The 12283-nt window shown below is 46.8% G+C and carries 7 protein-coding genes; 5 read left to right on the top strand and 2 right to left on the bottom strand.

Going from position 1 to position 12283, the window contains the following annotated elements; genetic code table 11:
• Positions 1–667: 667 nt before the first annotated feature.
• The 5 genes from BMW71_RS22100 to BMW71_RS22075 all read left to right on the top strand — a co-directional run bounded on the left by BMW71_RS22100 (position 668) and on the right by BMW71_RS22075 (position 9467).
• The gene (locus tag BMW71_RS22100; protein WP_244891279.1) at positions 668–1756 is read left to right on the top strand and encodes a Fic family protein; all 1089 of its coding nucleotides are present in this window, start codon (positions 668–670) and stop codon (positions 1754–1756) included.
• A gap of 651 nt (positions 1757–2407) precedes the next feature.
• On the top strand, positions 2408–3340 hold the full coding sequence (locus tag BMW71_RS22095) for a heme-binding protein (RefSeq protein WP_092178707.1): 933 nt from the start codon (positions 2408–2410) through the stop codon (positions 3338–3340).
• A 37-nt stretch (positions 3341–3377) separates the two neighbouring features.
• Positions 3378–5408: a flavin monoamine oxidase family protein gene (locus BMW71_RS22090; RefSeq protein WP_177179737.1), complete on the top strand. Its 2031-nt coding sequence runs from the start codon at positions 3378–3380 to the stop codon at positions 5406–5408.
• Between the two features lie 265 nt (positions 5409–5673).
• Positions 5674–7458, top strand: a complete 1785-nt coding sequence (locus BMW71_RS22085) for an alpha-keto acid decarboxylase family protein (RefSeq protein WP_092178705.1) — start codon at positions 5674–5676, stop codon at positions 7456–7458.
• 560 nt (positions 7459–8018) lie between these two features.
• Positions 8019–9467, top strand: a complete 1449-nt coding sequence (locus BMW71_RS22075; protein ID WP_092178703.1) for a zinc metalloprotease — start codon at positions 8019–8021, stop codon at positions 9465–9467.
• 304 nt (positions 9468–9771) lie between these two features.
• Here BMW71_RS22075 and BMW71_RS22065 read toward each other — a convergent pair whose 3' ends face one another.
• Complete coding sequence (locus BMW71_RS22065) at positions 9772–10929, bottom strand: DUF4221 family protein (RefSeq protein WP_092178701.1); 1158 nt, start codon at positions 10927–10929, stop codon at positions 9772–9774.
• Between the two features lie 502 nt (positions 10930–11431).
• Positions 11432–12133, bottom strand: coding sequence for a collagen-like triple helix repeat-containing protein (locus BMW71_RS24050; RefSeq protein WP_092178700.1), 702 nt, complete (start codon positions 12131–12133; stop codon positions 11432–11434).
• Positions 12134–12283 lie beyond the last annotated feature (150 nt).

The raw sequence follows: 12283 nt of genomic DNA, 5'->3' as shown, positions 1-12283 counted from the left end.
AACCCGGCCCGTCGCTGAATTTGTCCTAAGCGACTAATTCTTTTCGCTCCGTCCTACCGGACTGTTTTTTAACGCTCAGTCCTCTCCTCCTCTGCTGAATAAAATACTATCTTATTGAAAATAAATTTATTAGGTGTTTTATTTTTTAATCAGGGGCGAAATATCAGGGATTTTGTCCTGGCCATAGGAAACTCGTTAAGGTGGAAAGGTAATTTTTAAACGTTTATTCATCCACCTAAAACAGCTACTTGCTTTGGATTACAACCCGTACTATCCAATTACCGAAAAAAAATTCCCTCTTTTTAAAAATGGGTAAAATGGGATTTTCCCTACGCCGCCCCTCGGTCCCCTTGCGGGAAAGCCAACCCGCCGAGATGGTACCTGTCAAACGATGGGTCCACCAAAAATGAGACCCTTTAACATTTGCATTCACCTAATTTTCCAAATTACTTTCCTCTTAAATCTTCATAAAAAACGAGATGGTACTCATTGCAAATATTTGATAATGACCATATAACCCCAGTTTCGTAGCAGGTGAATCTTGATTCCAAAATTTCATGGTAGAAATGAGGGTAAAATTTTCTTCCTTTTTCCAGATGAGTGTAAAAAATCAATAAATTTACCCTTGTATTGCATACGCATGTAAATTTTACCCTTGTAGCTGATTATGTTTGACAGAACTATTCCATACAACGATCTCCCCCTACTTCCTCCAAAAGTGGATTTGGAGACTAAAAGTATCTTGCTAAAAACCATATCAGCCAGTCGGGCTTTGGCTCAAATGAATGGTGCCATCCGGAACTTACCTAATCCGACACTTTTTCTCGACACGATACATCTGCAGGAAGCTAAGGCGAGTTCTGCGATAGAAAATATCATCACCACTAATGATGACTTGTACCAGGCACTAATAGCTGATAAAAAATTTGAAAGTCCAGAAACCAAAGAAGTCCTACGCTACAAAGAAGCTCTTTGGCTGGGTTTGGATCGAATGAAATCCAAACCATTTATCACCACCAACCTATGCATAGAATTGGTACAGAAGATTAAAGGAAATACAACAGGGATTCGAAACACCCCAGGCATTACTTTATCTAATCCTTTCGGTGAGGTAATCTATACCCCTCCCACCGGAGAGCAGTTGATTCGCGAAAAACTGGCCAACTGGGAAAAATTTATCAACGAAGAGGATTTCGTTGACCCGCTGATCAGGATGGCTTTGATGCACTATCAGTTTGAAGCGATCCACCCCTTTGCTGATGGCAATGGACGTACTGGAAGAATCTTACTATTGCTGTTCCTGAATCAAAGTGGGCTACTCGAAATTCCGGCAATTTATCTCAGTGAGTATATCATTCAACACAAAAACGAGTACTACCACCATCTACGAGAAGTTACCGAGCAGGGGGATTGGGAGAGCTTTATCCTTTACATGCTGGAAATGGTCGAAAAGACGGCGAACCACGGGCTGAAAAGATTGGATCAGGTGACACAATTGTTGGAAAAGACTGCTGACGCTATTCGGGCCAAACTCCCAAAAGTCTATTCCAAAGACCTGGTCGAAGTTATTTTCAGACTCCCCTATACCAAACGACAATCGTTGATTAATATAGGATTGGGTACTCCCAAGACAGTAGGCAACTACCTGAGTGCCCTGGAAGAGGAAGGGTTTTTGAAATCCAAAAAAGTCGGAAAGGAAAAACTTTACCTCAATACCGCTTTAATGAATATTCTCGAAAACAGCTCACTTGAGTAGTCAATTGAAATAGACCCATGATCAAATTTCTCCAAAATACCGGAAACTTTTTTGTTGTCAATACTTTTTGCGGCAGCGCATGTCCCGGGTAGCAAAGCGAGTCGGGATCAAAAAGTAATCAATCTATTATTCTTAATATTTCAGAAAAACGCCGCTCCTTCACGGCAGACACGCCCAATTCTGCCAGATACTGTTGCTACCTATACTGGAGTAGCGTATCTCTGTTCCATGCCATTTACCTACAAACTGGTTTTATACAGCAACGAACAAACAACTGAAAAAAGGAACCCCGTCCCTATAATCTATTCTTATATGCTCTTTTAGGTATGCAAATTAAATATATTTGATTACATTTAAAAAATGCTGGGCAAAACTTGGGAGAAAAAGGCTGCGCTAGCGTCCGCCCCACCCAAACCAGAAGGCGATGAGCTGTTTCGAAAATACTATCCGCCTACCGCCTGCGAAAGCGATCGGTGCGACCACCCGATGCGGCAAATGACATTTTCAATAAGTGGAAACTAAAACCCACCTGTAAAAAGGCGGTATCCGAAAAGCCAATTTTATACCAGAACAGGAAAAACACCTGTTAACCGAAGCCATTAAACCTAAGCTTATATTTATTTTTCATCATTCACTTTAACGCTAACCTTTATGCTTACCACAAAAAATTTCAAGGAAATGCTCGCCGAGGGTAGAACCTTAACTCATGCTCCGGCTGACGAAGACGCGCTCGGTCCCCTTAAACAATTAACCGGTGTTTGGTCAAACGTACCCCATCTGGCCGGTCATGGTTGGAACATGATCGCGCTTCCCTTCATAAAGGAAGGATCTTCGCTAAACTACCGGCTGCTGCTCAATCAATACAATGAGAAACACCAGTTTGGACTAGTGGATAAGGGCGTTCCAAATCGAGGCGTGGACCTCAATGAACCGGAAAATACGGATCAGTTCGTGGCCACGCTGGATTACGATCAATCCATTACCCAAATCGCAGCCATGGACTTTCCGGAAAGCGGAGAAGCAGGTCCATCAGACCTACCCATACACCACGAGCCGGGCTTATTTTTACACCTGACCAACCTGGCTACCACTGGTTTTGACATCGCCAGACTTGGTTCCATCCCGCACGGGAATTCGGTGTTGGCGTTAGGAAAGGCCCGAACAATCGACGGTGCTCCGACAATTCCTCAGGAAAGCGGCTTACCAATAGGTTTTCAAAAGCTCGATAACCCCTACCTGGCTCCGTATAAGCATTTTCATGAAAACCTTTTTCAGGGTGTTTTCGACCCTACCATTCCGAACGACTTGCTTGCCAAAGCGAACGAGGGAGTCGCTATTGTAAAAACCACCGAGCTGATGTTTGATTCCACCATTGAGTCCGGTGGCATTTCCAATATTCCGTTTATCAAACGGCAGGCAGATGCCAGCAGGATGACGGCTACGTTTTGGATACAGGAATTAGCGGATACCGATTCGAACGGTGATCCGATTTTGCGGCTCCAATATACCCAGACCGTCATTCTCAACTTCTTTGGCATTGACTGGCCGCATGTCAGCATCAATACCTTACAAAAGGTCGTCTAATCCACCGTATTTTTATAAACCCCAATCAGAAAAAAAAATGGCACACTTTAAAGTCAATAATCTAAAACACCCCGAAGGGCACCAGGTACCAAAAAAAGCCCCCGTGGTGATTGTAGGAGCCGGTATGGCGGGTCTGTATACGGCCTGGCGGTTGATCAACGAGAAAGGGTATTCACCCGAGGAAATCGTAATTCTTGAAAAACTCAATCGTACGGGAGGGAGACTGGACTCCGACCTGATCCAATTTGAGGGGGCCACGGTCAAAGAGGAAGAAGGCGGCATGCGCTTTACGTTTGACAGCATGGATAACCTGATGGCACTGTTTATGACACTGCCAACCGCCAACGAGAGCGGTGAACCCAATCCGGGAGAGGAGCTTATCGCCAGGCAGATCGTTCCTTTTCCCATGCAAAGTGGCGGAAACAATCGATTGTACTTCAGAGGAGTTCCTTTTAAACAAAAGGAAGCAAACAGTACCTGGCCCCAACTGTACAATCTTACCGAGCAGGAAATTGCCCTGAGCCCCTCGGAGATTATCAATAGCGTTTACAATCAGATATTGGCTGCCAATCCGGATTTTACGGCCAAATACCCAACGGCGGAAGACCGCAAGGGGCCGGCCTATTGGCAAGACTTCCGCATCGGCTGCCAATGGGAGGGGCTGACCATGAAAGACTGGTCGCTATGGAACCTCTTTGCAGACATGGGCTACAGCAATGAGGCCATTACCATGGTGTATCAATCCTCCGGATTCAATGGCACATTCCTTTCTCAAATGAACGGCGGAGTTGCCTACCAATTGCTGAAAGAATTTCCGGCCGATCCACAATTTCGCACCTTGAGTGAAGGCTTCAGCACCTTACCAAATGCCCTTGCAGCGCAACTAAGCAAAAAGTCCATATTCCTGAACACCACCGTTACCAGTCTGAACCAATCCGACGAGGAGGGCTACACGCTGGATTACACAATCACCAATAAACATAGTCAGGAGGAAAAAAGGGGACAGATTCAGGGAGCGAAGGTGATTCTGGCGCTACCCAGACTGGCATTGGAGACGCTGTTCATCCGGTCCAATACGTTCAATGTACTGGACAAAAGCAAATCGGATGAATTGTGGAACACCCTTCAAACGGCCACTAACCAGCCCTTACTCAAAATCAATTTGTATTACCCAAAAGCCTGGTGGTGTAACGAGACGCTGGTAGAAAAAGGAGCGGTCGAATTCGGTCCTAATTTTGCCGATTTACCCGTCGGTTCCATTTACCCATTCTATGCGGTAGACGATGCATTGGCTGCGGCCCTGGAATATCAGCAATACATGAAAGCGCACAATCAACCGATTCCGGAAGATATTCAGCAAAAGATCGATGAAATCAATGAGCGTAAATCTCAGAAACCGGCAGCACTGACCATTTACTGCGATTACATGAATATCAATTACTGGCTGGCCTTGCAAAAGAATGGACCGCTTTTCACGTCGGCTATGCAGGAAGAAGAAAACAAAAAAGAGCATCAGGTAGTCTTTGCCGCTTCGCAGAAGGTGGTAGAAAAGGCGACTGAGTACTTTAAGAAAGTGTTCAATGTGACCTACATTCCTCAGCCTGTCTTGACCAGTGCCCGTATTTGGGCCGGAAGTACCGTTATCGATAAAGAAGCCAGCGAAAGATTTGGATACGGTGTACACCAATGGGCTTTGCATGCCGAAGACGATAAAACGCAGGAACTACTCACGGAACCCTTACCGAATGTATATACCTGCAATGAAGCCTTTTCGGATTATCAGGGCTGGGTAGAAGGTTCGCTGCGTTCGGCCAACCTTATGCTCAAAAAATGGGGATTGAATGCGTACAGCGACGTATTCCAGGAGAAAACCGGGAAGACCCCCGAAGCAGCTGTCAGTAGTTTCTACAAAAAGAACAGCCTTGAGCAAATTAAAACGTATATCGATCCAGATTTTCAGGAGTTCAAAGAAATCGATCCCTCAAAAGCGCGCGAGAATGTTCGGCAAAGCCTCAAAGCAGATGGCGTTTCCCATGGCACTGCCTTGACGCATTACGACTTACCCTAAGCCCCATGAAACGGTCTCAGCAACCGATCCCTTTCCGGATTCCCGGATCGCTCCTGGTAGCCGACCGGATTCGGACCAGGAACAATGGCCGGCTTCTGGGACCGTATCTTTTTTTGAACAGCTTTTAACCAAATCACGGACATGAAATCGACACGATTAAATTCATCATTAAACACACAGGGCAATGATTATTTTAATCGTCAAAGATCCTCCCGATTTAGTATCGGGACAGGCATGTGACCATTAAAAACCAAATTATAGACACATGAATACCGAAACGACGGTGGCGGGTTACCTAAAATCCCGTATGGAGGAGCTTGGAATAGCGTATATGTTTGGCGTGGCCGGAAATTATACCGCCCCATTGCTCGACACCATCCTTGCCGATTGCGATTCTCCAATCAAAATAATCAATAACTCCAATGAGATCACGGCAGGGTTTGCTGCCGATGGCTACGCGCGCGTCAAAGGAAAGCCCAGTGCCGTATACGTGACCTATAGTGTAGGCCCCTTCACCGGGCTCAATACGATTGCAGGAAGCTTCGTAGAAAAAGTACCGATCTTGCTGATCAACGGAGCGCCCACGAATAAGGAAGACAGCAATGAAAAAAATGTGGGACTTCTGTATTCGCATACTACCGGCTACGAATTTATTGACATCCACATGTTTAGACCGATTACGGTGGCTGCCGAGCGCATCACCAATGCTGCCCAGGCACCCTTTCAAATCGACTCGGTACTAACCGCATTGCTTACGCACGGCCGACCCGTTTACCTGGAAGTGACGGAAGACGTATGGCGTGCGCCGTGTAATGCACCGAAAGGAACATTGAGCTCTGGAAAAGGACGTATCGTGACCGTAAGTGAAGCAAGCAATGCCATAGCAGCTGCCATGAAATTGATCAGGAGCAGGCCAAAATCTATCTTTTGGGCTGGTATTGAGTTGCAACGCCTGGGCTTGCAGGAAGAATTCCTGGAGCTTCTTAAGGTGACCAATGACCAACATGCCCAGCCTAATGAGCGGATTCACTTTGTCACCTCAGCACTGGGCAAGTCCTGTATCGCGGAAGACCATCCCTATTTTGACGGCTGTGTCACCCTGACAAAAGATCAAATCAATGCACTGGTCGGCGATGAGGGCGTGATCATCGGCATCGGTGCCTGGACCGTTGGCAAGGATACGGAAAATCAAAATATCAGAAGTGACCGAACCATTATGGCTGCACACGATGGGGTGTTTGTAGGTTCGGAGTTTTTCCCCTTGGTGGATCTAAAAACGTTTATCGTAGCCCTTACCGAGGCATTTAAAACCGCACATACACTGAATTTAACAGGCATCCATCCGGCGCTAAAGCGGCTGTCCCTGGTTGAGACGAGCGATAAGGGCATGGGCTACACGCCGTTTTTCAAAGAATTGGAGACCTACATCAACCAGGAAAAAGACACCGTTCTTGTGGTAGATGCCGGATTTCCCTTGATCGGGGCACAAGGTCTAACCATTCCCGAGAGAAACGGCTTCGTGGCCCAGGCTGCCTGGTTGGCGATCGGCTACTCCGTAGCGGCGGCTACAGGGGTAAAGTTTGCCGTACCCAACAAGCGCGTGATGGTAGCGGTGGGCGATGGTGCCTTTCATGAGACCTGCCAGGCTGTTGCAGAACACCATGCGAATGGTCAAAACACCGTCGTATTCGTCTTGGTAAATGGGATTTACGGGATCGAACAATACCTGGTAAACCCCAACCCCTTTCGAAAGCCTCCGGTCGATTATTCCGATAACTTGTTGGATGCAAACTATTCGTACAACGAAATTCCACGGTGGAACTACAGCAAAATACCCGATGCGATGGGTGGTATTGGCAGAAAAGCAGGTACGGTCGATGAGCTACGGACCATACTGGAGGAGATCAGGCAAACCCCGAATGAGAATTTTGTCGTAGAGGTCAGCATCCCCTCCAAAGATACGCCCGAGGTCCTATGGTCCCATCTGCCCGGTGCAATCGGAGAAGACGAAACAGAAAACCCCAATTGGCCACCAGAATCTAAGTTTTAGTTGCGGCTCTTGATATACCTGGAAGACCGGATCAACCGCTTCGTCGGATGCATGCAGGTGGACTACCCATGCCGTAATGGTACCAGCCTCGCTCTCCCCTCCTCAAAACAGGAGGGGGCTGGAGGGAGGCGTTTTGACGTCGCTTCTTACTTATGTATCCTGTTTACCTGTAGAATTGTTCAAACGAACTACTTTCCTACCGGCTTTCTGCGTTTAAAGAAAAATGATTTGCTGCAGTGCCCATGTATATCGCAAGTAATCCGAAAGGTTGACAGGTGGAAAAGTCGTAGGGCCCGTCTATTTTGATCCCACAGCTGACCCAAGCAAGGGATCCCGTACGAGACAGGTACGGGTCTTCCCGATAAATCGGGACAAGCGGTAACCACCCTGTTCCCCGCGTAAAGGCCCTTTTTATGGGGTAATATTGGTTTTTTAGCAAATTTTTTCTACCTTTTAGCGGTTTGGTACGAAAGAACCCGGCGGCAGGTAGTTTTTTTAAAAATGGATGGACTACTTTTTTTCGGGACGCGGGAAGCAAGGCAATTTATCAACCCCCTATCATGCTACACAAAATCGTAACACGCCTCCGTTCCTGCCTGGGTATGGTGGCCCTGCTGCTCGGCAGCAACTGTGGCAGTCCCCCTGCCGGCTGTCCGGATTGTTCGGACGATTTACGGCTCCCGTCCATCTTGCCGGAAGAAGTTCCTTTCCGCATGCTACAGGTGAAGTGGAATGCCCTGAACGGAGCCCCTTCCATTGACGATCCTTCGCTACTTTGCGAGGAGAACTTTGGGGAGGTGCTGCTAAACCGGCACCTGCGGGCAGGGCTTTGCAACTGGACACAGTGTAAGATCCTGCTGGGACCCGTCATCGGTTCGACGGCCACTTTCGGATTGTTCGACGATCCGGATCTCTCCATTGGCGTAGCCGGTGACGTCGTGGTGAACAATACCGCACTCACGCCGGAAATCGAAGAACTGGCCATCCTGAGCGACAACCACTGGAATGCCCAGCCTACCGGAGTAACCGGTCTCGCTGTTCGGTCCTTTGTCAATGCCGATGGCACGGACAGTCCGATCAACGGTATCGCGTTTGCCAATTCCGGAACCCGGCCTTTTTTCTTTATCGGCGACCTGGAATTCTTTCCCAGCGCACTTGGAGAGGTTCACCGAAACACGGAGCGGGTGCTGGCCCACGAACTGGGTCACGTTCTCGGCCTCTGCCATGCAAATGGAGATGATGGGGTGGCTTGCAACAGCGGCTTTGTCGATTTTAATGATTTTGGCAACCTTATGTCTGGTATCGGCAGTTCGGCATCGAGTAGAACGCTGGAAGTAGCGCAGTGCGATATCGCGCGCACCCGCTATGCGGACCTTTTCTTTCCTGTAGCCGATGCCCAAAGGCGCATCGTGTCCCTGTTGGACGAAAGGGGGGAACGCTTTGCCACAGCCGATAAATCCCTTGACCTATACAAAACGATGGTGTTCAACCGGCTGTCCGAAGCGGGCGAGTTGACCGTACTTATCGGAACGAATGGGCTGTTTACCGAACGAAAAAACGACTATTGGCTGTTGCTGAACCTGGATAACAACCTGCAAACCGGACTGCACGGTGGGCGGATTGTCCCCGGCAGTGATCAGCAAGGCGTGGACCTGGCCCTGCAGGTAGAAGTGAGCGATAGCGGCGAGCGCAGCAAAACCACGCTGTATACCGCCGAATCAAGCGGGTTTCGGCCGCAGTCGCTGGTACCGGGTCTTTTGAGCACGACGCTTGTTACCAGCGAACTGTACACCTCTTCGGCGGAGGCCTGCCAACGCGTTCCCGTATTTCAGGAAATCGAAATCAGGCTTTCGCGGGAACTGTTGGCTAACGGTGGTACGGCGGAGGAAGTTGCACGATTATTTCCCAACGGCCTCAGCCTGCAAACGATCGCGGTCGGCACCGCTGCCAATGGGGAAGTAATCCTCGACAAATGCCCCGAGCGCCCGCGGGCGATTCGATTGCAATAGCTGTAACCCTTCGGAGATGCCAGGATGCATGGCTCCAATTACCAGGGTTCCTTTGCCATTTTCATCATGTGAGATGACATTTACTGATTTAAGGTTTGAAACTTTATCGTTCCATCGTATTCGGGAGCTGCAGGGACACAAAAGCCGAGGGCCTTGCAACAAAATTACCGAAGGTTTCCTTTAGAAAAACTATTTTTTTGAACAGGCCTAGCAAAGGCGGGTAAATGGCTGCTCCCCTATTGGCAGGAATCGTGGCTGGGAATCGGGGTTTGTTCTCAATAATCAAGAATGTGGTAAAAAACAGCTAGGAATTCAGGTCCAATCGAACAAAGGCCAATTCATCATTCACATTCAAATAGAGCCATACCTTTCCATCCTTAAAAAATGGTTTTTGGGGAATGGGCGTCGAAAAAAGTTTACGAATACCATCTGCTACTTCTGCCTCTGTGATCACTTCAAAGGAATCATTGAGAATACTGATAAACACGTTGTGGTCATTCATTTCCGGCAGCCCTTTGTCATTCATTTTTGGTAGACCTACGATTGAAATCCTAACATACTGGTTATTGGTCGAATCGCTCATTAAGGGTAAAAAGGTGACCTCTTTCCCAATCTCTAGTTTTCGAATGTCAAATTCTTCTCTTGAATTGACCTCCCGTGTATAGGTACCTACTTTTTCTGGTGCCGTTAGGGTTGGTAGGCAGGGGTAATAGTTCAAGTTTTCCTCGACTAAATCGTATACGGCTATTTTGCTAAACACGGGATTCGTGATCACCAGTTTATCTCCCAATCGAACAATTTCTGTATTTTGGGGAGAAACGGATGCCCCTCTCCCTTGCTGGTACCTTACCGTAAAATCTTTTGCCTTCTCAAATCCATTTAGCTTTACTTTTCTTAAAACATCCGTTTCCTCGTTTAAAATCGCAAAGAATATTTCTCCGGTATCGTAATTCTCCACCAGGCCAAAAAATATAGTATAATCCTTGGTAGGAATAATTTTTGAGGTGAATTGTTCGCCTTTTACTAATTGATCTCCTTCAAAATTTCGTCCTATTAAACGATACTCTTTCAGTTTTTGCTTTTTACTATTGAAGATGCTTGTGGAAAAATGACTCGTCAGGATTAAATTATTGTTGACATCAGCACTTACTCCATACACATAATCACCAAATGCATTTGGTCCGTCCGCGTCAAAATCCATCTTTTCTTCAAACGTCAAGGTTTCCAGATTTATCCTTTCCAGGTAAGGACTTGTTCCCCCTGAATTAAAAAGGTACTTTCCATCGTTGCTGAGACCCGAAAAATAAATCCCAGAACGCAGGTTGATAAAATCCTCTCCCGTATCGATAATGACCGTATCAATGGAAACCTCCAATCCATTCACATTCTCATTCCCAGATGAGGATTGATCACAGGAATAAAATGAAAGTACTAGTAAAAATAGAATTAGTAGGCTTTTCATACGCCTAATTTTGAACTAAAAAACCAAATAAACAAATTTGATGGTATAAAACCCCGATTTAAGGGTCTGATATTCAGCCATTATTTCACATGCTGATTGGTAAACGTAAAGCGCTTGTTGTCTAGGTGAGTCCTAAAAAGGCTACCCTTTTAATGGGCTATTTTGAATTTATTCAAGATGGGGGTAAAAAAGCAAAAAAACAGAAGCAAACTTTCCTTGTATCATCCAGGGGCTCAAATACTCCCTGCTCATTCGTTGATTGGTATCTGGTGTATAGGCTAATCATTTCCCTACCGGAACCAGCGTCAGCGCTTTGCAACCGGACACAATGTAAGATACTGCTGGAACCCCTTATCCGTTCGACGGGTATCTACGGATTGTTCGACGATTCGGATCTATTCGTTGGCGCAGCCGGTGACGTCGTGGTGAACAATACCGGTCCGGTAACAGCATTTACCGGGACTATCGAGGATTTTAAGCATCATTTCAGAAGGGTAGTAGCTTACCGGGATAAAAAGGCCTCAACCGCTTCCATGTTGGTAAGGTCAATCCGCGCATTTGCCAATCTTCCTGCTACATTTCCGCTAATGATCAGATATCTGAAGGTTTGGGTGGGTACGGTGACAGTATACACCGATGGTATTGTTCCTTCATAGTTTCTGGCAAAATAATAGCTGATATCTAGTTTATTTTGATAATAGCCAAAATAATAATTCCGGCTATACACGGTGCCACTACCTGCCAACCCTTCGAAGTGGAAGGGTAAACCTGTCCACTTCGATTTTGAAAATGAGGCATCTAGCGGAACTCGCAGGTAAACGAGCACCATTCCATTGATTAACACATCCACGTTAATATCAGAATCATCAATTGTGGCTACCCTTGCGAATATGTTATTCATGGAAAGCGTCCCGGTAGTAGTCATCACGCCGTAAAAGCCATTGGCATAGTCATCGTTGGTAAGGGTCACTACCTTTGCAATCATTTTTATAATGCCATCCTCCCCGGGATCTCCTTTTTCTCCCTGTACGCCTGGCGCTCCTTGCTGACCGGGAGTTCCTTGTGGACCAGGTTCTCCTTGTGGTCCTTGTTCGCCCTGTGGTCCCTGTTCGCCTTCGGGTGGGTCGAGCAGGTCACAACCGCAGAAAAAAAAGAAAATTATCGCAAATAACAGACGGGCGGGAGAAAAAGAGGGCGTATACATGATCGTGTTGATTGGATGTTAAGTTATCTTCTTGTGTGCAAACCTCTCGATCCAACAAAACACTGCGCTGTGATTTACCAAGTCAATATAAATAGTTTAGGTGTTGATTCAAAAGTAAATTTCTTTTTTTGTCACGTACGCCTGGTTAGT

The organism is Cyclobacterium xiamenense (assembly GCF_900109255.1).
Classification (GTDB): domain Bacteria; phylum Bacteroidota; class Bacteroidia; order Cytophagales; family Cyclobacteriaceae; genus Cyclobacterium; species Cyclobacterium xiamenense.
The sequence above is the reverse complement of the archived record's forward strand: the minus strand, read 5'-3'. Positions and strand labels throughout refer to the sequence as shown.

Bases quoted from the DNA above. Each gene is read 5' to 3' on its own strand.
- BMW71_RS24050 (WP_092178700.1), bottom strand. From the start codon at position 12,133: ATGTATACGCCCTCTTTTTCTCCCGCCCGTCTGTTATTTGCGATAATT.
- BMW71_RS22090 (WP_177179737.1), top strand. From the start codon at position 3,378: ATGGCACACTTTAAAGTCAATAATCTAAAACACCCCGAAGGGCACCAG.
- BMW71_RS22100 (WP_244891279.1), top strand. From the start codon at position 668: ATGTTTGACAGAACTATTCCATACAACGATCTCCCCCTACTTCCTCCA.
- BMW71_RS22085 (WP_092178705.1), top strand. From the start codon at position 5,674: ATGAATACCGAAACGACGGTGGCGGGTTACCTAAAATCCCGTATGGAG.
- BMW71_RS22065 (WP_092178701.1), bottom strand. From the start codon at position 10,929: ATGAAAAGCCTACTAATTCTATTTTTACTAGTACTTTCATTTTATTCC.
- BMW71_RS22075 (WP_092178703.1), top strand. From the start codon at position 8,019: ATGCTACACAAAATCGTAACACGCCTCCGTTCCTGCCTGGGTATGGTG.
- BMW71_RS22095 (WP_092178707.1), top strand. From the start codon at position 2,408: ATGCTTACCACAAAAAATTTCAAGGAAATGCTCGCCGAGGGTAGAACC.